We start from the raw sequence: 23,555 nt of genomic DNA, 5'->3' as shown, positions 1-23,555 counted from the left end.
CGCTTCGACGCCACAGAGGACCGCAGTATTGGACCGGTCAGCACAATGCCGTGGCCCGCGCACTGAGGTCATGCATCCGAGTTCGATCTCATGAGAACGTGCTCAAGAGAACTAAAATCGCACTGGCATTGCCTAGCTATGATCGACAGCGTTTGAGCGGCATTCGTCGAGGTTGGTGCCCGCCTTAGCGATCCCCTGAGGGATCAAACGGGTGGCCCGTTCCGACGCTGGCGATGCTCACCGCCTGTCGTTAAGTGAGGCGCTTTCTATAAGTGAGAATCGATCAAGTCAAGGTGAAACGACAGTCACAAAGCGCTTCAGGCGCCTGCAGAAACAGCCTCTTGGCCACCTCACTGCCCCTGCCTCACATGGGAATGAAGCGCTCGATTTGCTAGGTCCGAAGACAATTATACCCGGACTAAATGTAGCTTTATTACCAAAGTGAGCGTGTTTTCCAGCCCACACCCCAATCCGCTGGCTCGTGGCAGGCTTTCCAGTCTTCCGTGGCGCGCCACGATGCCCAGTCTCGCCTGGATTTTCGGCTAGCGTTGGTCGATCCCCGATGGGCCGGCGCGCCCAATCCAAGGGCCGAAAATCTGCGGCTTCGCGTCGGCCGAACGCCACGCATCAGGGAATCAGCGACTCGGTGCCGGGGTCCGCGTTCTGGGCGAGGAGACATGGATCGCGCACGGCGATTGCTTTGCAGCCGAACGACCCCGGTCACTCCTCCTCGTCGTCCTCATCATCATCGAGGTCTTCATCCTCGTCAACATCGTCGCTGTCGCCGTCGGCGTGAGCCACCGCGCCATGGGGCTGGTGGACCTGATCGTTCCACAGCTTGCGATAGGTGCCGTTGCTGGCGAGCAGCTCGGCATGGGAGCCGCGCTCAATCGCCTTGCCCCCTGATATCACGATGATCTCGTCCATCTCGACCACCGAGGTCAGGCGGTGGGTCGACCAGATCATGGTGCGGCCCTTGGCGACCTTCAGCAGCGTGCGGTTGATCGCGGCTTCCGTGGTCTGGTCGAGCGCCGAGGTGGCTTCGTCCAGCAGCAGCACCGACGGATTGCGGATGATCGCGCGCGCGATCGCGATGCGCTGGCGCTGGCCGCCCGAAAGCGTATCGCCGCGCTCGCCCACCGGGGTGTCGTATCGCTGCGGCAGGCCCATGATGTAGCGGTGGATCTCGGCCTTTTTGGCCGCCTCCTCCACCTCTTCATCGGTCGCACCCTCCTTGCCGAGCCGGATGTTCTCGCGGATCGACATGTTGAACAGCATGTTCTCCTGAAACACTACCGCCATGCTCCGGCGCAGCGAATCCAGCGTCACCTTGCGGACGTCGACGCCGTCGATGGTGAGGCGGCCTTCGTCGGGCACGTAGAGCCGCAGGATCAGATTGAGCAGCGTGCTCTTGCCGGAGCCGGAGGGACCGACGATGGCAATGCGCTTGCCGGCATTGAGCTTAAGGCTGAGATTGTCCAGCACCGGCGTCTGGCTGCCTTCGTATTGGAACGTCACACGGTCGAAGGTGATGTCGTGGGTGATGCGTGGCAGGTCGGGCGCGCCAGGGCGATCGGCGCCGCGCGTCGGTTCGTCCAGCAATTCCTGGATGTGCCGGATCGCGGCGGCCGAGGAGATCGACACCGGAATGAAATGCATCACATGGGCGATGTTGTAGGAGACCTCCCAGAACGCGCTCTCGAAGGTGACGAAGGTGCCGATGGTGATCTGGCCCTTGGTCGCCAGATATGCGCCGATCGCGAGCACGACCAGGTGCAGGAGCAGCACCGAGATGGTGACCGTCCGCTCCACCATGGTCGACAGGAACGCGGCGGAGGCGATCTTGTTGCGCGTCTCGTCGTTGCGGAAGGTGAAGAAGCCGAACATCTTGCGCTGCAGGCTGAACGCCTTGATCACGGCCTGGGCCGCCACGTTCTCCTGCACCATGCCGAGCAGCGCACTCTCGTTGAGCTTCTGCTCGTAATTGGCCTGCACTGCCTTCGGAGTGAGGATGCGCGGACCGATCAGCGTGATCGGGAACACCAGCAGCGCGACCGCCGCGAGCTGCCAGTTCAGGAACACCATCAGGATGATGCCGGCGATCAGCTCCAGGAACGGCAGCGCTGCGCTATTGGCAAAGGTCTTGACCGAACCTTCGAAGGCCGAGAGATCGACGGAAAAGCGCGACAGGATCTCGCCGCGCCGGGTGCGGCCGAAATAGGCCGCCGGCAGATCCTGGACGTGCTCGAACAGGCGTTTGCGCACGTCGGAAATGATGCAGGCAGCGAGCCGCGCGTCCCAGCGCTCGTACCAGACCGCGACGATCGAGGTGAAGATGCCGGCGACCGCGAGCACGCCGAGGATCTTGTAGAGGGCCTGGAAGTCCTCCTCGCCGAGCGCGTCGTCGATGAGGTACTTCAGGCTGAGCGGCATGATGACGTTGAACAGGGTCTCGACCAAGACGCCGAACGCCACGAATGACAGCATCCGCTTGTAGTTGGTCAGATAGGGCCTGACGAACCCGACAATGGTGGCGAGCGCACCGGCAGCCTCGCGCGCAGTAAAGACGACGAGATCCTCGTCCTCATCGTCCTCATCGAGCTCCAGCTCATGCTTCCCCTTGCCTTCGTCATCCTCATGGTCCTCGAGGTCCGGCTTGGCGCTGGAGGCGAGCCTGTCGTCGCGCTCGGCCGCCTCTTCCACGGCGGGCTTCTGTTTGTCGGGCGAGAGGGGCTTGGACGCCATGAAACCAACCGATGCTGACGGCCGGCATGACCGCAGAGAAAGCAGGAATAGCGGCAACCGCTATTGCACCGATTCTATGCGATCAAGATGAATTCGGCAAACAATTGGCAAATTCGGGGGGGCCGCGGCTTGCTAGTCGTCGTCCTCGTCCTCGACCTTGTCGAAGAAGGAATAGCGCAAGCTGTCAGCGTCGGCATACCACTGGCCCGGCCCCTTGTTGGCGGCGAGCGTGGCCTCCCAGAGCGCATCGGTGCAGTCCTTGCGGTGCATCGACAGATCGAAGCCGTTGCCGAAGAACAGTTCGGACCATTCCCACCAGGTGCCGAGCTTCTTGACCCCGCGCAGCAGGTCGTAGCGGTCGATCAGTGCCGGCGCCATGTCCGAGGTGATCGAGCCGAACACGACGCCGGTCTTGACCACACGATTCAGCTCGCGGATCGCGCGGGCCACCTGTTTCGGGGAAACGTGGCAGAGGCTGGTCTCGAACACGAAGTCGAACGCACCGTCCTTGAACGGCATGTCTGTGATCGAGCCGAGCTTGTTGAACTTCTTCAGTGCCTTCGGCGTCTTGGCATGAATGGCGCGGTTGTTCTCGATTCCCCATGCATCGATGCCGCGATCGCGCAGTGCACCGACCAGTTCGCCGCTGGCGGAGCCCGCGACCAGCAGCTTGGCGCCCCTCGGCTCGCCCCAGACGATGCCGACCAGCTTGGTGAGATAATCGGGATCGGTGAAGTGGCGCCACGCCTCGTGATAGGGACCGAGGCCGCGATAGTTCTCGAAATAATTGCGGTCGATCTTGTCGGAGCGCGGCTTGTCCTCCTGCGCGCGCTCGCGGCGCAGCCGCATCATCTCCGTCAGGATGATGTCGGTCGCCGCATCCGAGGAGTCGAGCAGACCGTTCAACGTCGAGTCGAACAGATAGTCGCCGACCACGACGATACCGGGATGCTCCTTCGGCTCGGGCCGGTGATTGGTCATCACGTCGCGCACCGGCAGACCGCCCGGCAGCGCGTTCACCGACGACAGCCAGCGGTGGATCTTGCCTTCCATAAAATGCGAACGCGCGTTGCCGAGGAATGCCGGCAGCGATTTCAGCGCCGCGTCGATCAGCTCCTGGTCCGACAGATTGGCAAAGGCCAGCGCGTCAGAGCCGGCAATGAGCCAGTTCAAGACGCCATGCTTGCCGACGTCGTGGCGCGCGCCCTCATTGTAGACGCAGCAGCCGCCGAAGGCCTCCGACATGAACCAGGCGCCGGAAATCTTCTGGCCCCAGAACGGCTCGTCGAACAGGATCGAGACGCGCAGGTAATGCGCGGGGCGGTCGAAGTATGAGACGTGCTTGACCATCGACTTGCGCAGCTGCTCGCCTTCCCAGCCGACGGTGGCGAGCCAGGAATGCGGCAGGCACATCAGCACGAGATCGAAATCGCGCGTCTCGGGCCCCCTGCCGTTCATCATCTTGAGCTGGTAGCGACCGGTCGGCGCCTTGCCGACGGTGAGCACCCGGTGGTTGAGTTGGATGTCGGCATTGACTTCCGACTGGAGGCACTCGATCAGTTGCTCGTTGCCGTTCTGGATGGAATAGAGGCCGATATAGCCGTCGACGTCCATCAGATAGTTCTTGAGCGCATTGAGGCCGTTGGTGTTGTGGCTCTCGGTCGCAATGTCCGAGCGCGCCATGACCTTGAAGAAGCGCTTTGCCGTCTCGTCCTCGACCTCCTCGTCGAGGACCTGCTCGGCGGTCTTGTAGGCCCAGGGGTTCTCGTTGTCGTGCGCGCCGACGCCCTCGTAATATTCGATCGGCGACATCACCTCGGTACAGCGCTTGCGGAATGCCTCGATCGCGGCCGCGGTCTTGGCGCCATATTTGCGGCGCATGCCCGCGACGTCGTTGAGGAGCTCGCCGCCGAACTGGACCTGCTCGGCATCCATCGGAATGGTCTGAAGCCCGAAATGCTGGATCAGTTCGCGCAGCGGATCGGGGCCGGTCATCGAGTAGTCGTAGATCTCGGCCACGCCGGCCTCGTACATCGCGGGCGCAGAATCGAATTTGCGCGTGACGATCTTGCCGCCGAGCCGATCGGATGCCTCGAAGATGGTGACGCGGCAGAGGTCGCCGAGCTTGCGCTTCAGATACCAAGCGCTCATCAGCCCGCCGGGGCCGCCGCCTACGATTGCAAGATCAAGCATGTGAGTTCCGTGGTCTCCGGCCCTGCCCCCGACACGGGACCACCGGCCTAAGCTCTCCTAGCAGAAGCGCTTTTGCGGCTGAAGGAAAGATGAACAAGAGCTGATCCCGCATCGCAATAAACATGGAAAGCAGCAAAAAGGCCGGCAAAAGCCGGCCTTTTCATTGTCCTCGGTATTCCTACGGATGAAGCATCATTCCGCCGGCGGCAGCGCCATCGGCTCCGCTTCCGGGGCGGGCGACACGACGGCCGCCTGCTTCTCGCGCTCGTCCAGGATCAGCTTGTCGCGCTTCATGGCGACTTCGCGGATCTTGGCCATGGAGGCGCCGGTGCCTGCCGGGATCAGCCGGCCGACGATGACGTTCTCCTTGAGGCCTTCGAGCGGATCGATCTTGCCGTTGACCGCCGCTTCCGTGAGGACGCGGGTGGTCTCCTGGAACGAGGCCGCCGAGAAGAACGAGCGGGTCTGGAGGCTGGCCTTGGTGATGCCGAGCAGAACCGGCGTTCCCGTGGCGGGCTTCTTGCCCTCTTCCCTGGCCTTCTCGTTCAGCGCGTCGAACTCGATCTTGTCGACCTGCTCGCCCGAGATCATGTCCGTGTCGCCCTGGTCGGTGACTTCCACCTTCTGGAGCATCTGGCGAACAATCACCTCGATGTGCTTGTCGTTGATGAGCACGCCCTGGAGCCGGTAGACCTCCTGGATCTCGTTGACCAGATAGGCCGCGAGTTCCTCGATGCCCTTGATCGCCAGAATGTCGTGCGGCGCCGGGTTGCCTTCCACGATGAAGTCGCCCTTTTCGACGACGTCGCCGTCCTGAAGGTGGATGTGCTTGCCCTTCGGGATCAGGTACTCGCGCGGCTCCTCGGTCTTGTCCATCGGCTCGATCGAGATGCGACGCTTGTTCTTGTAGTCGCGGCCGAACCGGATGGTGCCCGCGATCTCGGCGATGATCGCCGCATCCTTCGGACGCCGTGCCTCGAACAGCTCCGCCACCCGCGGCAGACCGCCGGTGATGTCGCGCGTCTTGGCGCTTTCGGTCGAGATACGGGCGAGGATGTCGCCCGGCTGAACCTTGGCTCCGATGTCGACCGAGAGAATGGCGTCGACCGACAGCATGTAGCGGGCATCGCCGCCACGGGCGAGCTTGAGCACCTTGCCGTCCTTGCCCTTGACCACGATGGCCGGACGCAGGTCCGAACCGCCGCGGGTCGAACGCCAGTCGATGACCACGCGCTTGGCGATGCCGGTGGCCTCGTCCAGCGTTTCCGAGATCGACTGCCCTTCGACCAGATCCTCGAAGCCGATGGTGCCCTCGACCTCGGTGAGGAGCGGACGGGTATAGGGATCCCACTCGACGATGCGCTGGCCGCGCTTGACGTTGTCGCCCTCGTCGACGTGCAGGCGCGAGCCGTACTGGATACGGTGCGTCGCACGCTCGGTACCGTCGGCATCGACGATCGCCACCACCATGTTGCGCACCATCGCGATCAGGTGACCTTCGCTGTTGCGGGCGATGGCCTTGTTCCTGATCATGATCTTGCCGTCGAAGTTGGCTTCGACGAAGGACTGCTCGTTGAGCTGCGCCGCACCGCCAATGTGGAAGGTGCGCATGGTGAGCTGGGTGCCCGGCTCGCCGATGGACTGCGCCGCGATGACGCCGACCGCTTCGCCGTGATTGACCGGCGTGCCGCGGGCGAGGTCGCGGCCGTAGCACTTGCCGCAGATGCCGTTGACGAGCTCGCAAGTCAGTGCCGAGCGGATCTTCACCTCCTGCACGCCACCCTGCTGGATGGCATCCAGATGGCTCTCTTCCATCAGCGTGTCGCGCTTGATGATCACCTTGCCCGAGCTGTCACGCACGTCTTCGCAGGCCGTGCGTCCGAGGATGCGCGAACCAAGCGAGGCGACCACGGTGCCGGCATCGACGATGGCACGCATCTTGATGCCGAGCTTGGTGCCGCAATCGCTCTGCGTGATGATGCAGTCCTGCGCCACGTCGACCAGACGACGGGTCAGGTAGCCGGAATTCGCGGTCTTCAACGCGGTGTCCGCGAGGCCCTTGCGGGCGCCGTGGGTCGAGTTGAAGTACTCGAGCACCGAGAGGCCTTCCTTGAAGTTCGAGATGATCGGCGTCTCGATGATCTCACCCGACGGCTTGGCCATCAGGCCGCGCATGCCGGCGAGCTGACGCATCTGGGCCGGCGAACCGCGGGCACCGGAGTGAGCCATCATGTAGATCGAGTTGATGTCGGCGTCGGCTCCGCTCGCCGTCTTCTTGGTGGCGGAGATCTCCTTCATCATCGCCTTGGCGATTTCTTCCGTGGCCTTCGACCAGGCGTCGACGACCTTGTTGTACTTCTCGCCATGAGTGATCAGGCCGTCGTTGTACTGCTGCTCGAAATCCTTCGCCAGCGTACGGGTGGTATCGACGATCTTCCACTTGCCGTGCGGCACGACCATGTCGTCCTTGCCGAACGAGATGCCGGCCTTGAACGCGTTGTAGAAGCCGAGCGCCATGATGCGGTCGCAGAAGATCACCGTCTCCTTCTGGCCGCAATGACGGTAGACCTGGTCGATCACGCCCGAGATCTCGCGCTTGGTCATCAGCTTGTTGATGATCTCGTACGAGATCCGCGGATTCTTCGGCAGCAGATTGCCCAGCATCACGCGGCCGGCGGTGGTCTCGATCCAGCGCCTGGAGACCTTGCCGGTCTCGTCCATGCCTTCCCACCGGTACTTGATCTTGGTGTGGAGGTGGATGACCTTCGCGTGTAGCGCGTGCTCGAGCTCGGCCATGTCGCCGAAGACCTTGCCCTCGCCGGGCAGGCCTTCGCGCATGATCGAGACGTAGTACAGACCCAGCACGATGTCCTGCGACGGCACGATGATCGGCTGGCCGTTCGCCGGATGCAGGATGTTGTTGGTCGACATCATCAGCACGCGCGCTTCCAGCTGCGCTTCGAGCGACAGCGGAACGTGCACGGCCATCTGGTCGCCGTCGAAGTCGGCGTTGAACGCGGAGCAGACCAGCGGGTGCAACTGGATCGCCTTGCCCTCGATCAGCACGGGCTCGAACGCCTGGATGCCGAGGCGGTGCAGCGTCGGTGCGCGGTTGAGCAGCACCGGATGCTCGCGGATCACCTCGTCCAGGATGTCCCAGACCTCGGGCCGCTCCTTCTCGACCAGCTTCTTGGCCTGCTTCACGGTGGTGGACAGACCCTTGGCGTCAAGCCGCGAATAGATGAACGGCTTGAACAGCTCGAGCGCCATCTTCTTCGGCAGGCCGCACTGATGCAGACGCAGCTCGGGACCGACCACGATCACCGAACGACCCGAATAGTCGACGCGCTTACCGAGCAGGTTCTGACGGAAGCGGCCCTGCTTGCCCTTGAGCATGTCGGCGAGCGACTTCAGCGGGCGCTTGTTGGCACCGGTGATGACGCGGCCGCGGCGGCCGTTGTCGAACAGCGCATCGACCGCTTCCTGAAGCATGCGCTTCTCGTTGCGGATGATGATGTCGGGCGCGCGCAGCTCCATCAGCCGCTTCAAGCGGTTGTTGCGGTTGATGACGCGGCGGTAGAGGTCGTTGAGGTCCGAGGTCGCAAAGCGGCCGCCGTCCAGCGGCACCAGCGGACGCAGGTCCGGCGGGATCACCGGGACCACGGTCATGATCATCCATTCCGGCTTGTTGCCGGAGTGGCGGAACGCTTCCACGATCTTCAGGCGCTTGGCCAGCTTCTTGTGCTTGATGTCGGAGTCGGTCTCCTGCATCTCGAGGCGCAACGAGGCCTCGAGCTTCTCGAGGTCCATGCCCTTGAGCAGCTCGCGGATCGCTTCCGCGCCGATCATGGCGGTGAAGGAATCCTGGCCGTACTCGTCCTGCGCCTTCAGATACTCGTCTTCCGACAAGAGCTGACGGTCCTTCAGCGCGGTGAGGCCCGGCTCCAGCACGACGTAATATTCGAAGTAGAGGATCCGCTCGAGATCCTTCAGCGTCATGTCCAGCAGGAGGCCGATGCGCGAGGGCAGCGACTTCAGGAACCAGATGTGGGCGACGGGGGCTGCGAGCTCGATATGGCCCATGCGCTCGCGCCGGACGCGCGACAGCGTGACCTCGACCGAGCACTTCTCGCAGATGATGCCCTTGTACTTCATGCGCTTGTACTTGCCGCACAAGCACTCGTAGTCCTTGATCGGCCCGAAGATGCGGGCGCAGAACAGGCCATCGCGCTCGGGCTTGAAGGTACGGTAGTTAATGGTCTCCGGCTTCTTGATCTCGCCGTAGGACCAGGACAGAATCTTCTCTGGAGACGCGATCGAGATCCGGATCTGGTCGAAGACCTGAGCCGGCGTCGTCGGGTTGAAGAGATTCATAATTTCTTGGTTCATCGTCTTCTCCTCGCGTGCCGGTCGCCTCCGGCCGCAAATTCGAAAATCACTTAGCGGGGCGCCCTGCCCTCAAGGCCTCAGGCGGGGCGCCAATGCCCGGCCGCGAAGGCCGGGCACGACAGGTCGAATTACTCGGCCGCTTCCGACGTCGGCGCCGGTCCCATCTTGGAGTTGTGCAGGTCGACGTTGAGGCCGAGCGAGCGCATTTCCTTGACCAGCACGTTGAACGATTCCGGAATACCGGCCTCGAACGTGTCGTCGCCGCGCACGATCGCCTCGTACACCTTGGTGCGGCCGGCGACGTCGTCCGACTTCACCGTCAGCATCTCCTGGAGCGTGTACGCCGCGCCGTAAGCCTCGAGCGCCCACACCTCCATTTCGCCGAAGCGCTGGCCGCCGAACTGCGCCTTGCCGCCCAGTGGCTGCTGGGTGACGAGCGAGTACGGACCGATCGAACGCGCGTGGATCTTGTCGTCGACGAGATGGTGCAGCTTGAGCATGTAGATGTAGCCGACCGTCACCTTGCGATCGAACGGATCGCCGGTACGGCCGTCATAGACGGTCGACTGCCCCGAAGCGTCGAGACCGGCGAGCTTAAGCATCTCCTCGATGTCGGCTTCCTTGGCGCCGTCGAACACCGGCGTCGCAATCGGCACGCCGCGGCTCAGATTGTGGCCGAGCTCGATCAGTTCGCTGTCGTTGAGCGACTTGATCGTCTCGTCCTCGCCATAGACCTTCTTCAAGGTTTCCTTCAGCGGCTTGATGTCCTGCTTCGACAGGTAAGCATCGACCGTCTGGCCGATCCGCTTGCCAAGGCCGGCACAGGCCCAGCCGAGATGGGTCTCGAGAATCTGTCCGACGTTCATGCGCGAGGGCACGCCCAGCGGATTGAGCACGATGTCGGCATGCGTGCCGTCTTCGAGGAACGGCATGTCCTCGATCGGCACGATCTTGGACACCACGCCCTTGTTGCCGTGGCGGCCGGCCATCTTGTCGCCGGGCTGGATCTTGCGCTTCACCGCGACGAAGACCTTGACCATCTTCATCACGCCGGGCGGCAATTCGTCGCCGCGCTGAAGCTTCTCGACCTTGTCGAGGAAGCGCTGTTCCAGCCCCTTCTTCGACTCGTCGTACTGCTTCCGCATGGCCTCGATCTCGGCCATCAGCTTGTCGTTCGGCGAAGCGAACAGCCACCACTGCGACTTCGGGTACTCCTCGAGCACCGCACGGGTGATCTTGGTGTCCTTCTTGAAGCCCTTCGGACCGGCGATGCCCTGCCGCCCTTCGAGCAGCTCGGCAAGACGGTTGTAGACGTTGCGGTCGAGGATCGCCTGCTCGTCGTCGCGGTCCTTGGCCAGACGCTCGATCTCTTCCCGCTCGATCGCCAGCGCACGCTCGTCCTTGTCGACGCCGTGACGGTTGAACACGCGCACTTCGACGATGGTGCCCTGCACGCCCGGAGGAACGCGCAGCGAGGTGTCGCGAACGTCGGAAGCCTTCTCGCCGAAGATGGCGCGCAGGAGCTTCTCTTCCGGCGTCATCGGGCTTTCGCCCTTGGGCGTGATCTTGCCCACCAGGATGTCGCCGGCGCGCACTTCCGCACCAATGTAGACGATACCGGCTTCGTCGAGGTTCTTCAGCGCTTCTTCCGAGACGTTCGGAATGTCGCGGGTGATTTCCTCGGGCCCGAGCTTGGTGTCGCGGGCCATCACCTCGAACTCCTCGATGTGGATCGAGGTGAAGACGTCTTCCTTCACGATCCGTTCGGAGAGCAGGATCGAGTCTTCGAAGTTGTAGCCGTTCCACGGCATGAACGCGACCAGCACGTTGCGCCCCAGAGCGAGCTCGCCGAGATCGGTCGAGGGACCGTCGGCGATGATGTCGCCCTTCTTGACGACGTCGCCGACCTTCACCAGCGGACGCTGGTTGATGCAGGTCGACTGGTTGGAGCGCTGATACTTCATCAGCCGGTAGATATCGACGCCCGACTTGGTCGGATCGAGATCTTCGGTGGCGCGGATGACGACGCGGGTCGCGTCGATCTGGTCGATCACGCCCGAACGGCGCGCCGCGATCGCGGCACCCGAGTCACGCGCAACCACGCCTTCCATGCCGGTGCCGACGAACGGCGCCTCGGCGCGAACCAGCGGCACCGCCTGACGCTGCATGTTCGAGCCCATCAGCGCGCGGTTGGCGTCGTCGTTCTCGAGGAACGGGATCAGCGCCGCGGCCACCGAAACGAGCTGCTTCGGCGACACGTCCATGTAGTCGACCTTGTCAGGCGTCACCGGCAAGACTTCGCCGGCGTGACGGCAGACCACGAGGTCTTCGGTGAAGCGGCCCTTCGGGTCGAGCGGCACGTTGGCCTGCGCGACCGTGTAGCGGCCCTCCTCCATCGCCGAGAGGTACACGACCTCGTCGGTGACTCGGCCGTCCTTGACCTTGCGGTACGGCGTCTCGACGAAGCCGTACTTGTTCACGCGCGCGAAGGTCGCGAGCGAGTTGATCAGGCCGATGTTCGGGCCTTCCGGCGTCTCGATCGGGCAGATGCGGCCGTAATGCGTCGGATGCACGTCGCGCACCTCGAAGCCGGCACGCTCGCGGGTCAGACCGCCCGGTCCGAGCGCCGACAGGCGTCGCTTGTGGGTGATCTCGCTGAGCGGGTTGGTCTGGTCCATGAACTGCGAGAGCTGCGAGGAGCCGAAGAACTCGCGCACGGCGGCGGCCGCCGGCTTGGCGTTGATCAGGTCCTGCGGCATCACCGTGTCGATGTCGACCGAGGACATGCGCTCCTTGATCGCGCGCTCCATGCGCAGGAGGCCGATGCGGTACTGGTTCTCCATGAGCTCGCCGACCGAACGCACGCGGCGGTTGCCGAGATGGTCGATGTCGTCGATCTCGCCCTTGCCGTCGCGCAAATCCACCAGCGTCTTGATGACGGAGAGGATGTCTTCCTTGCGCAGGGTACGCTGAGTATCGGGCGCATCGAGGTCGAGGCGCATGTTCATCTTGACGCGGCCGACCGCGGAGAGGTCGTACCGCTCGGCGTCGAAGAACAGCGACTGGAACATGGCCTGCGCCGATTCCAGCGTCGGCGGCTCGCCCGGACGCATCACACGGTAGATGTCGAACAGCGCGTCCTCACGCGTCATGTTCTTGTCGGCCGAGAGCGTGTTGCGAATGTAGGGGCCGACATTGACGTGGTCGATGTCGAGCAGCGGCAGCTCCTTGTAGCCCTGCTCGTTGAGCGCCTTCATCAGCTTGTCGGTGATTTCCTCGCCGGCTTCAGCGTGGATCTCGCCCGTCTTCGGATTGACGAGGTCTTCGGCGACGTAGTTGCCGACCAGTTCCTCATCGGCCATGCGCAGCGCCTTCAGCCCCTTCTCTTGGAACTGGCGGGCGGCACGGACGGTGAGCTTCTTGCCGGCCTCGAGCACGACCTTGCCGGTATCCGCGTCGATCAGATCGTTGACGGTCGAGTAGCCGCGGAAGCGATTGGCGTCGAACGGAACGCGCCAGCCTTCCTTGGTCCGCTTGTAGAGGATCTTCTTGTAGAACGTGGACAGGATCGCCTCGCCGTCGAGGCCGAGCGCGAACATCAGCGACGTCACCGGAATCTTGCGGCGACGGTCGATACGCGCATAGACGATGTCCTTGGCGTCGAACTCGATGTCGAGCCAGGAGCCGCGGTACGGGATCACGCGGGCGGCGAACAGCAGCTTGCCCGAGGAATGGGTCTTGCCCTTGTCGTGGTCGAAGAACACGCCGGGCGAACGGTGCATCTGCGAGACGATGACGCGCTCGGTGCCGTTGACGATGAAGGTGCCGTTCATCGTCATGAGCGGGATGTCGCCCATGTAGACGTCCTGCTCCTTGATGTCCTTCACCGACTTCGCGCCGGTCTCCTCGTCGATATCGAATACGATGAGGCGCAGCGTTACCTTGAGCGGAGCCGCGAAGGTCATGCCGCGCTGGCGGCACTCGTCGACGTCGTATTTCGGCTGCTCGAACTCGTAGCGGACGAATTCCAGCATCGAGGTGCCCGAGAAGTCGGAGATCGGAAACACCGAGCGGAACACCGCCTGCAGACCCTCGTCAAGACGGCCGCCCGGCGGTTCGTCGACCATCAGGAACTGGTCATACGACGCCTTCTGAACCTCGATGAGGTTCGGCATCTCGGCGACTTCCTTGATGTGTCCGAAGAACTTGCGAACGCGTTTGCGACCGGTGAATGTCTGCTGCGCCATCGTGGCCTCTCATTTCGTCGCCCGCTTGGGCGCGCCGTCCGGAACGCGGCTGCCGCCGCTCCCGGGTTGAATTTTTCGAACCCGTCTTGGGGGCCAAAAGCTCAGTTCAGGCGGGAATGTCCTGAATCTGTTCTTCAGACCTTCAAAACGCAAAACGACGCGCGGGGCGCAGAAGCGCGCCCGCCCGTCACAACGATTGTCTTCACGGACTGCAAAAGCCCGAAATAGCCTGCTCTCCCAACGGCTTACAGGGAAATCCGGCATCCCTGCCCACCGCGCTTTCGTGCTGCCGACCCGATATGGGGCGACAATAGTGGAGATTCGAGGGGTAAACCCTCAAATCCCCACACTTTTTCGTGTTCGGCCTGCGTCGGGACGTTCCGTCGCACGCCTTTTGCATCCGGCTCACCCCTTCGATGAGGAGCGGACCAAGACCCCGGGTCGCGCTGATGCTCGCCCGGGACCTCACCAGCAAGCTGCGCTTACTTGAGCTCGACCTTGGCGCCAGCCTTCTCGATCTGCGCCTTGATCTTCTCGGCTTCTTCCTTGTTCACGCCTTCCTTCAGCGGCTTGGGAGCACCCTCGACGAGGTCCTTTGCTTCCTTCAGGCCGAGACCGGTGATGGCGCGGACTTCCTTGATGACCTCGATCTTCTTGTCGCCAGCGCTGGCGAGAACGACCGTGAACTCGGTCTTCTCTTCCGCCGGAGCGGCAGCGGCGCCGCCAGCGGCCGGGCCGGCCACGGCGACAGCCGCGGCAGCCGAAACACCCCACTTCTCTTCGAGGAGCTTCGCGAGTTCGGCAGCTTCGAGCACGGTGAGGCTCGAGAGGTCGTCAACGATCTTCTGCAAGTCAGCCATTGTTCAGTTTCCTTACGTGTAAGTCTGGTTCGGGTTTGAGTTTTGCGAAGGGTGTCAGGCCGCTTCGCCCTTTGAGGCATGAGCCTGGATGACGCGCGCGAGCTTGCCCGCGGGCGCGTTGGCGAGCTGAGCGAGCTTGGTCGCCGGGGCCACGATGAGGCCGACGATCTTGCCGCGCAGTTCGTCAAGCGACGGCAGCGAGGCAAGCGCCTTCACCCCGTCGACATTCAGGACGGTCTTGCCCATCGAGCCGCCGACGATGACGAACTTTTCGTTCGCCTTGGCGAATTCGATGGCGACCTTTGGCGCCGCTACCGGATCGTTGGAAGTCGCGATCACGGTCGGCCCCTTCAGCATGGGGCCGATGGCAACGACGTCAGTGCCTTCAAGAGCAATTTTGGCGAGACGGTTCTTCGAGACCTTCACCGAGGCGCCAGCCTGCTTCATCTGCGTGCGCAGCTTCTGCATCTGGGCAACGGTGAGGCCGGAATATTGAGCAACGATCGCGACGCTCGTGGTCTTGAAGACCTCGTTGAGCTGTTCGACCGCTTCCTTTTTTGCCGCTCGTTCCACAGCAAGCTCTCTCCGGTTGGCGGTCATCGCGAGAAGCGGGACCGCCGGGTTGCACCCATCGTCCCGCCCAAACCTGAACCTCCGGGCCAAACCCATCGGACACGCCGGGCAAGACGACAATTCAAAGCCTGCCCTCCGGGAGCCCATGAGGCCCACGGCGTGTCGAGGTCCGAACCAGACCCCGTTTCGCGAAGCCAGTTTTGAAGCTGGGGCGCGAAGTGAAATCCGGTCTTCACCCGTCTATGCAGGCCATGCGATTAAGCCGTTGAGAAATCGAAATTCCCCGCGGACGCCTGCAGTCTTGGACAGGACAAGGTCAGCCGGCGAACCGTCCGACCTCTGTCCGCATTCCACCAAATGACGGGCTCTCTTTCCTTGTCCGGAAAATCCTTACGGACGTCCTGGAAAGGAATGATCTCCTGTCGTGTCGGGTTTTCGGAATGCGAGCACGAACGCGCCAGCCGAGGCCGGCACGTCCGGAAGCGGTTCTTTAACCGCTCGGAGCCGGCTTGCCAAGAGCAAAATTCGCACCAGTTCCAAGCCGCTGCCGCAAGCGTTTGACCAATTAGGGCAGAGAAGGATCGATTCAGGCCTTTTTGACCTCATAGGGCAGCGGCCTGCCATCGAAAAACGCGGTCAGGTTGGCCAGCACGCAATTCTGCATGGCGACGTGCGATTCGAGGGTATGGCCGCCGAGATGGGGGGCGAGCACCACATTGGGCAGCGCGGTTAGCGCGTCGGGCGCGTGCGGTTCCCTCTCATAGACGTCGAGGCCGGCGCCGGCGATGGTCTTGTCGGTCAGCGCCGCGACCAGGGCCTTCTCGTCGATGACCGAGCCGCGGGAGATGTTGATGACATACCCGTCCGCGCCAAGGCGCCTCAGGATGTCGGCGCTGACGACGTGCTGGGTCTCGGCCCCTGCCCGGACCGCAATCATCAGCACGCTGCACCAGTCGGCGAGTCCTTCCAGCGACGGGAAATATTGATACGGCAAATCGTATTTGGTGCGGCTGAAATAGCCGACTTCGCTCTCGAAAGCGGCGCAGCGCGCCGCGATCTTGCGGCCGATCTCACCCATGCCGTAGACGCCGATGCGGCGGCCGGGCATGCCCGTCTGTGGCCGCATCATCGGCGAGGGTTTTGACGCCGCCCAATCGCCGCTGCGGACATATTGGTCGGCAGCCAGGATCCGCCGCGTCGTCGCCAGCATCAGGGTCATCGCAATATCGGCGACCGAAGCTGCGTTGGCACCCGGACTGTGGCCGACCGCAACGTTGCGCGCGGCGGCCGCCTCCAAGTCGACGCCGTCATAGCCGGTGCCGTAGCAGACGATCGCACCGAGCTTGGGAAACAGGTCCATCGCCTCCGCTCCCAGCGGGGTGCCGCCTGCCGTCAGTACCGCGCGGATGCCGCCGAGCTCGTCGGCCGAAAACACCTCGCGCGCGGGCTTGCCGCCAGTGTCGAGCAGTTCGAAGCGCTCGGCGAAAAGCACCATCATCGTCTTGGGAAAGCGGGAGTAGATCAGGACCTTGTCAGCCATTGTTCTTGTTTCCCGTGAACGCGGTCACAAACGACGAGGGGCGGAATCGGTTGCCCAATTCCGCCCCTCGCCTCATGCAATTTGCAAATCTCAGCCGAGGCAAGCCTTAGCCGAGGATGGTGCCCGGCTCGACCTTCACGCCGGGGCCCATCGTCGAGGACACCGCAACGCGCTGGATGTAGGTGCCCTTGGAGCCGGCCGGCTTCGCCTTGGAGACGGCGTCTGCCAGGGCCTTGATGTTCTCAACCAGCTTCTCCTCGGAGAACGACGCCTTGCCGACGCCGGCCTGCAGGATGCCGGCCTTCTCGACACGGAACTCGACCGAGCCACCCTTGGCACCCTTCACCGCGCCGGTGACATCCATGGTCACCGTGCCGATCTTCGGGTTCGGCATCAGGCCGCGCGGGCCGAGCACCTTACCGAGGCGGCCGACCAGCGGCATCATGTCGGGGGTGGCGATGCAGCGGTCGAAATCGATCGAGCCGTTCTGCACCTTCTCGACCAGGTCCTCGGCGCCGACGACGTCAGCACCCGCCGCCTTTGCCTCGTCGGCCTTGGCGCCACGGGCGAACACGCCGACGCGGAGCGTACGGCCGGTGCCGTTCGGCAGGGTCACGACGCCGCGAACCATCTGGTCGGCGTGACGCGGATCGACGCCGAGATTGATCGCGACCTCGATGGTCTCGTCGAACTTCGCCTTGGCGCGTTCCTTGACCATCTTGATCGCGTCCGCGAGCGGGTAAAGCTTTTCGCGATCAATGCCTTCGCGGGCTTTGTTCAAACGCTTTCCGATTGCCATGACCGCTTACCCCGCAACTTCCAGACCCATCGAACGGGCGGAGCCCTCGACCATCTTCATGGCCGATTCGATGCTGTCGCAATTCAAGTCCTTCATCTTCTTCTCGGCGATCTCGCGCACCTGCGCCTTGGTCACCTTGCCCGCCTTGTCACGGCCCGGTGCTTTCGAGCCGGACTGAATCTTGGCGGCCTGCTTGAGGAAGTAGGACATCGGCGGCGTCTTCATCTCGAAAGTGAAGGAACGGTCCGCATAGATGGTAATGACCACCGGGATTGGGGTGTTCTTCTCTTCCTTCTGGGTCTGCGCGTTGAACGCCTTGCAGAACTCCATGATGTTGAGACCGCGCTGACCGAGCGCGGGACCGATCGGGGGCGAAGGATTCGCCGCACCGGCCGGGACCTGAAGCTTCAGGTATCCGGTCACTTTCTTTGCCATGTATCACTCCTGTTGTGCCGGCATGTCCGCCGGCGGTTTCAGGTTCGTGGTCTGGGTCGGATGCGGCTGGCAACCGCCCTCTCCCTCCCACGGCCTCTTGCTGCGCAAGACCGAAGTCTCACGCCTACCCGGTCAGACCTTCTCGACCTGACCGAATTCCAGTTCGACCGGCGTGGCGCGGCCGAAGATCGACACCGCGACCTTCACGCGCGAGCGCGCCTCGTCGATTTCCTCGACCACACCCGAGAACGAGGCGAACGGGCCGTCGGCCACGCGCACGTTCTCGCCGATTTCGAACGAGACCGACGCCTTCGGCCGTTCCACGCCCTCCTGCACCTGATGCAGGATGCGCATGGCCTCGGCTTCCGAGATCGGCATCGGCTTGTTCTCGGCGCCGAGGAATCCCGTCACCTTCGGCGTGTTCTTGATCAGATGGAACGCCTCGTCGGTCAGCTTCATCTTCACCAGCACATAGCCGGGGAAGAACTTGCGCTCGGCGTCGATCTTGCGGCCGCGGCGCACTTCCGTGACCTTCTCGGTCGGCACCAGTACCAGGTCGAACAGCTCCTCGAGCCCGCGCTGCTTGGCCTGCTCGCGGATCGATTCGGCGACCTTCTTCTCGAAGTTCGAATAGGCGTGGACGATGTACCAGCGCTTGTCGGACACTTGAGCGGTTGCTGTTGCCATCAGTGGATGCCCAGAAGGAAGGTGATGAGGTAACGGATGATCTGGTCGGCGGCGAAGAAGAAGACCGAGGCCACGGCAACCATGACGAACACCATGATGGTGGTGATCGTGGTCTCACGACGGGTCGGCCAGGTGACCTTGGCGGTCTCCGAGCGCACTTCCTGCAAGAACTTGAACGGGCTGACTGCCATCGTTTGATGTCCAACGTCCGTCGCAAGACGGCTACTGATTTCAAAGGGATCCGAACAGCCGCCTTTGGCCCAGCCCTCGTCTGAAGGATGAGCCGGAAACCGGGCTCGATTGTTCGGGGATTTCAAAGCCGCGCCGGAAATCCGCGTCTAACGGGCCGGCTGCGAGTGCGGGGTAAATACTGCGGATGGGGCCAAAGGTCAAGATATGGGGACGGCTTGCGCGGCAAGCGAGCGGATCGAGCCGCCTAATTGATTTTGCTGGCAGGAGTGGCAGGGCTCGAACCTGCGACCCCCGGTTTTGGAGACCGGTGCTCTACCAATTGAGCTACACTCCTACAGACCCCGCGTCGCCTTAGGATCAGGGCCGCTTTCAAGCACAGGGGACGGCCGGTTTGCAAGGGTGAACCGCGCCGGCTTCGCTTGTTTGTGCCGGGGTTTTGGGGCCACAGTCCATTCCAGATAATCAAGAGCAACCGGGAGCGCCCATGACCGCCACAGCCGCCCAACACGCCACGATCGCGCCGCAGACCCCGCCTCTGCCGGAAGCCCGCCCCGAGACGCTCGGGCTGTCGCGTCCCCGCCTCCAGGCCATGTCGGACGCCTTCAAGCGCGAGATCGACAGGGGAACCGTTCTCGGCGTCACCGTGCTGGTGGCCCGCCGCGGCCAAATCGGCTGGTTCGAGGCACTGGGACGGCAGAGCCCGACGGGCGCGGCGCCGATGGCGCGCGATTCGATCTTCCGGATCTTCTCGATGACCAAGCCGATTGTCTCGGTCGCTATCATGGCGCTGATCGAGGATGGCCATCTCCTTCTCAGCGACGCGGTCGCCAAGTTCATTCCGGAGTTCGCCGAGCAAAAGGTCGGCGTGGTCAGCGGCGGCCGGCTCAACCTGGTTCCGCCGAGGCGGCCGATGACGGTGCAGGACCTGCTCCGTCACACCTCGGGCCTGACCTACGAGCACCAGGGCGACGGCCCGGTGCACAAGCTCTACCAGGAGTCCCGCGTCCGCAGCCGCAAGATCACCAATGCCGAGCACGCCGCGCTGGTGGCGAGCTTTCCGTTGATCTGCCATCCCGGCGACGAGTTCAACTACAGCCGCTCCACCGACATCCTCGGCCGCATCGTCGAAGTCGTCAGCGGCAAGTCGCTCGGCGCGTACCTCGCCGAACGCGTCCTCGCGCCCTTGCAGATGGCCGAGACCGGCTTTGCGACGCCCGAGACCAATTCCGGCCGCCTCGCCGAACCGTTCGCGGCCGATCCCTGGACCGGCGACAAGGTCGCGCTCTTCAACATGCTCGAGCAGCCGGTGATGGAGTCCGGCGGTGGCGGGCTGGTCTCGACCACGATGGATTATGCGCGCTTCTGCCTGATGCTGCGCAACGGCGGCACGCTCGACGGCAACAGGATCATCGGCCGTAAGACGCTGGAGCTGATGGCGTCCGATCATCTCGGGCCGCATGTTGCAACAAATGGCACGCTGCTGTCGCCCGGCCACGGCTTCGGTCTCGGCTTTGCCGTGCGCCGCGAGGCCGGCATCGCGCCCTTCCCCGGCAGCGTCGGCCAGTATTTCTGGAGCGGCATTGCGGGCACGTTCTTCTGGATCGATCCGAAGGAGGATCTGTTCGCGGTGTTCATGAGCCAAGGCCCGGGCCAACGCGACTATACGCGTACGCTGGTGCGGGATCTGGTTTACGCGGCGGTGGAGTGACCCGAAGGGTCATTCCGGGGCGATGCAAAGCATCGAACTATGGTGCGCAATTGCGCACCTGAGAATCTCGCGATCCCGGGTTCACGCTTCGCGTGCCCCGGGATCACGCCAAAGCCTCAACTGATCGTCGCGCCGCCGTCGATCACCATGGTCTGCCCGGTCATGAAGTCGCCGGCCTTCGAGCCGAGGAACACCGCCGCGCCCGCGATCTCGTCTGGCATGCCGATGCGCAAGAGAGGCGAGCGCGAGGTCGAGGCTTTCAGATTCTCCGGATTGTCCCACAGCGCTTTCGCAAAGTCGGTCTTGATCAGGCCGGGCGCGATGCAGTTCACGCGGATATTGTGCTTGCCGTATTCGCAGGCGAGGTTGCGCGCGAGCTGCATGTCGGCGGCTTTCGAGATCGCGTAGGCACCGAGGATGGTCGAGCCCTTGAGGCCGCCGATCGACGAGACGATGATGATCGAGCCGTCCTTGCGCTCGATCATCTGCGGCACCACCATCGAGATCAGCCAATTGTTGGCGACGATGTTGTTGTCGAGGATTTTTCTGAACTGATCATCGGAGATGCCGGCGAGCGGACCGTAGTACGGGTTCGACGCCGCGTTGCAGACCAGCACGTCGATCTTGCCGAAAGCGCGGTTGCTCTCGTCGACGAGGTTTTGCAGATTCTCTTTCGAGGAGATGTTGGCGGCGATCGCGACCGCGGTGCCCTTGCCGAATCTATCGTTGATGCTATTGGCCACCTGCTCGCAAACGTCGGCCTTGCGCGAGGAGATCACCACCTTAGCGCCGTGCTCGGCCATACGCTCGGCGATCGCGAGCCCGATGCCGCGGGTCGAGCCGGTGATGACGGCAACTTTCCCCTTCATGTCGAACAAGGTCATGTTTCTCTCCCAGAGTATGATTTGACTTGGCTTTGAACCTTACGCCGCAGCCGCGCGGCCGGACAACGGCTCACGCAAGCTTCTTGACTTCCGGTCCCGCAGGCTGGTGCATCGCTGCGTGCGCAGCATCGGCGATCCACGGCTGCTGGTTCACCATCGGCAACCGCCAGACCGTGCGCTTGGGGCTTGCGAAATGATCGAGCCGCGTCACCGAGCAATTGTCGATATCGAATGCGAGCCCCTGCTCCGGCAAGCCGCCGAGCGCAAGGCCTACGGCCGCCTTGATGGTGCCACCATGCGCGACCGCGATGATGTCCTGCCCGGCCGCTTCCACATTGATCCGTTCGATGGTGCGCCGCGTGCGATTATAGAGGTCCATGAAACTTTCGCCGCCGGGCGCGGGCTCGTTGATGTCGGCGAACCAGCTGGCGCCGACGGGGCGGCTCGCGATGAACTCGGCGCGGTTCATGCCCTGCCAGCGGCCGAGATTCTGCTCGGCGAGATCCGCTTCCCATTTCATCGACGCAGGCCGTGGAAAGCCTGTTGCCCAGATCGCCTCGGCCGTCTGATGTGTGCGCATTAGATTGCTCGAATACCAGACTGCGTTGCGTGGCAGCACCTTGGCAACAGCGTTGAACACATAGGTGTCGCTGATGTCGCAGGCGATGTCGGACTGGCCGTAGATGTTGCCGCCGTCATCGCGCACCGGCGCGTGCCGGACCCACCACCACCGTGTCGTGACCACATTCGGCTTGTCTGCGCCTGCCATCGAAACCCTTCCATCCCGCGTGATGTCGCTGTACGTCAGTAGCGAACGTGTCTCAAGACACTTTGCCGTTTGAAATGTTGTTTGAAATTCCGTCGCGCGGCAAGGGCCGCGTGCGAGCCAAAGGGAGAAGCGCATGGGCCGCTTGCAAGGCAAATCCGTCATCATCACCGGCGCCGGCAGCGGCATCGGCCGCGCCGCTGCGCTGCTTTTCACCAGGGAAGGCGCAAAGCTCATCGCCGTCGATCGCACCGAAGCGGTGAAGGAGACCGTCGAGGAGATCAAGAACGCCGGTGGCATCGCGGAAGCCATGATCGCGGATGCCGGCTCCGAGACGGACGTCATCGCAATGATCGACAAGGCCGTGAAGGCGCATGGCCGGCTCGACGTGATCTGGGCCAATGCCGGCATCTCGGGCGGGCTCATCCCGCTCGCCGAGCAGACGGTGGAGCACTGGCAGGAGATTTTGCGCGTCAACCTCATCGGGCCGTTCCTCGCGGTGAAATACGCGATGCCGCACATGGTCAAGCAACAGTCCGGCGCGATCGTGCTGACGGCGTCCGTCGCCGGCCTCAAGGCCGGCGCCAGCGGACATCCCTATGCGGCGAGCAAGGCGGGCGTGATCAGCCTGGTGCAGACCACAGCCTATTCGCTCACCGGCACCGGCGTGCGCATCAACGCGGTGTGCCCCGGCCTGATCGAGACCGGCATGACCAAACCGATCTTCGACCGCGCCAAGGAGCGCGGCACTCAAGACAAGATCGGCCAGCTCAACCCGCTCAAGCGCCCCGGCCAGCCGCACGAGCTCGCGGCGATGGGACTGTTTTTGGCCAGCGACGAGGCCTCGTACGTGAATGGTCAGGCATTCCCCGTCGACGGCGGCCTGACGGCATCGATGCCGTATACGGGCAAGCCGGTTTAACTGAAGGTCTCGTGTCCCGGACGCGACGCAGCGCGCAAGCGATGTGGCGCAGAGCCGGGACCCAGCAGGCCACCGCACTAGCGGATGGGCCCCGGCTCGGCAGCGCACCGCTGAAGAAGCGCTGCGCTGCGTCCAGGGCACGAGCGGAGAGTTTTGTCGCGCGCCTGTATCAACATCGTCATTGCGAGCGCAGCGAAGCAATCCAGAATCTATCCGCGGATACATTTTTGGATTGCTTCGCTGCGCTCGCAATGACGGAGTGTGGGGTGATGGCATCGCGCTTTCAATTCGCTTTCAATTGCAGACACACCTTCGCATCTTCGCGGCTTGTTCGCCCGAGCTCTGCTTCGATGCCTTGCCCTCTCATGAAAGAGGGCGCAGGGAAGACCGGGAGCCGGTTGGCTCCCATGGGCCGCCATGCCAAGAGCAGATTGCGTGTGCTTCATGCATAGCGGACAACAGGGCAACCGGAGACATCCCGGCCTTCCCTGCGCGGATGGTTGGAACGGCTTATGTCGCGCTCTTGTGTCTGGGAAATCTGCCAGAATGTGCAAACGGGCGGTTCTCGCAAAACCGCCCGTTGCTGGATCTGAGCCCGGTCGCGCTCAAAGGCCG

At 63.2% G+C, this 23,555-nt stretch carries 15 protein-coding genes and 1 tRNA gene; 2 read left to right on the top strand and 14 right to left on the bottom strand.

Features of this window, described 5'->3' with window-relative positions:
• Window positions 1–720: 720 nt before the first annotated feature.
• From IVB01_RS24005 to IVB01_RS23950, 12 genes are all read right to left on the bottom strand, one after another.
• Window positions 721–2,745, bottom strand: coding sequence for an ABC transporter ATP-binding protein (locus IVB01_RS24005; RefSeq protein WP_247279360.1), 2,025 nt, complete (start codon window positions 2,743–2,745; stop codon window positions 721–723).
• A gap of 132 nt (window positions 2,746–2,877) precedes the next feature.
• Window positions 2,878–4,938, bottom strand: coding sequence for an FAD-dependent oxidoreductase (locus tag IVB01_RS24000; RefSeq protein WP_247279359.1), 2,061 nt, complete (start codon window positions 4,936–4,938; stop codon window positions 2,878–2,880).
• A gap of 192 nt (window positions 4,939–5,130) precedes the next feature.
• Window positions 5,131–9,327, bottom strand: coding sequence for a DNA-directed RNA polymerase subunit beta' (gene rpoC, locus IVB01_RS23995; protein ID WP_247416824.1), 4,197 nt, complete (start codon window positions 9,325–9,327; stop codon window positions 5,131–5,133).
• Between the two features lie 128 nt (window positions 9,328–9,455).
• Window positions 9,456–13,574, bottom strand: a complete 4,119-nt coding sequence (rpoB, locus tag IVB01_RS23990; RefSeq protein WP_247279357.1) for a DNA-directed RNA polymerase subunit beta — start codon at window positions 13,572–13,574, stop codon at window positions 9,456–9,458.
• A gap of 482 nt (window positions 13,575–14,056) precedes the next feature.
• The gene (gene rplL, locus IVB01_RS23985) at window positions 14,057–14,434 is read right to left on the bottom strand and encodes a 50S ribosomal protein L7/L12 (RefSeq protein ID WP_124157674.1); all 378 of its coding nucleotides are present in this window, start codon (window positions 14,432–14,434) and stop codon (window positions 14,057–14,059) included.
• A 54-nt stretch (window positions 14,435–14,488) separates the two neighbouring features.
• On the bottom strand, window positions 14,489–15,007 hold the full coding sequence (rplJ, locus tag IVB01_RS23980; protein WP_247279356.1) for a 50S ribosomal protein L10: 519 nt from the start codon (window positions 15,005–15,007) through the stop codon (window positions 14,489–14,491).
• Window positions 15,008–15,593: 586 nt separating this feature from the next.
• A complete protein-coding gene (locus IVB01_RS23975; protein ID WP_247279355.1) occupies window positions 15,594–16,547 on the bottom strand; it encodes a 2-hydroxyacid dehydrogenase in 954 nt (317 codons plus the stop codon).
• Window positions 16,548–16,653: 106 nt separating this feature from the next.
• Complete coding sequence (rplA, locus tag IVB01_RS23970) at window positions 16,654–17,346, bottom strand: 50S ribosomal protein L1 (protein ID WP_018647230.1); 693 nt, start codon at window positions 17,344–17,346, stop codon at window positions 16,654–16,656.
• A gap of 6 nt (window positions 17,347–17,352) precedes the next feature.
• A complete protein-coding gene (gene rplK / locus IVB01_RS23965; RefSeq protein WP_012045056.1) occupies window positions 17,353–17,781 on the bottom strand; it encodes a 50S ribosomal protein L11 in 429 nt (142 codons plus the stop codon).
• A gap of 132 nt (window positions 17,782–17,913) precedes the next feature.
• Window positions 17,914–18,468 carry a transcription termination/antitermination protein NusG gene (gene nusG, locus IVB01_RS23960; protein WP_247279354.1) on the bottom strand — a complete coding sequence of 185 codons (555 nt, stop codon included), beginning with the start codon at window positions 18,466–18,468 and terminating at the stop codon, window positions 17,914–17,916.
• The gene (secE, locus tag IVB01_RS23955; RefSeq protein WP_027564420.1) at window positions 18,468–18,659 is read right to left on the bottom strand and encodes a preprotein translocase subunit SecE; all 192 of its coding nucleotides are present in this window, start codon (window positions 18,657–18,659) and stop codon (window positions 18,468–18,470) included. Before secE ends, nusG begins: the two co-directional genes overlap by 1 nt.
• Before the next feature lie 259 nt (window positions 18,660–18,918).
• A tRNA-Trp gene (locus IVB01_RS23950) sits at window positions 18,919–18,994 on the bottom strand.
• A gap of 150 nt (window positions 18,995–19,144) precedes the next feature.
• On the opposite strand from IVB01_RS23950, the gene IVB01_RS23945 reads away from it, so the two are divergent.
• Window positions 19,145–20,368 carry a serine hydrolase domain-containing protein gene (locus tag IVB01_RS23945; RefSeq protein ID WP_247279353.1) on the top strand — a complete coding sequence of 408 codons (1,224 nt, stop codon included), beginning with the start codon at window positions 19,145–19,147 and terminating at the stop codon, window positions 20,366–20,368.
• Window positions 20,369–20,484: 116 nt separating this feature from the next.
• Here IVB01_RS23945 and IVB01_RS23940 read toward each other — a convergent pair whose 3' ends face one another.
• Window positions 20,485–21,252: an SDR family oxidoreductase gene (locus IVB01_RS23940; RefSeq protein WP_247279352.1), complete on the bottom strand. Its 768-nt coding sequence runs from the start codon at window positions 21,250–21,252 to the stop codon at window positions 20,485–20,487.
• 70 nt (window positions 21,253–21,322) lie between these two features.
• Window positions 21,323–22,021, bottom strand: a complete 699-nt coding sequence (locus IVB01_RS23935) for a histidine phosphatase family protein (protein ID WP_247279351.1) — start codon at window positions 22,019–22,021, stop codon at window positions 21,323–21,325.
• 133 nt (window positions 22,022–22,154) lie between these two features.
• Between IVB01_RS23935 and IVB01_RS23930 the strand changes: the two genes are divergently transcribed.
• Window positions 22,155–22,940, top strand: a complete 786-nt coding sequence (locus tag IVB01_RS23930) for an SDR family oxidoreductase (RefSeq protein WP_247279350.1) — start codon at window positions 22,155–22,157, stop codon at window positions 22,938–22,940.
• Window positions 22,941–23,555: the final 615 nt, after the last annotated feature.

The sequence above is a fragment of the Bradyrhizobium sp. 164 genome (assembly GCF_023073715.1).
GTDB lineage: Bacteria > Pseudomonadota > Alphaproteobacteria > Rhizobiales > Xanthobacteraceae > Bradyrhizobium.
This window is presented reverse-complemented; position numbering and strand designations above follow the sequence as displayed.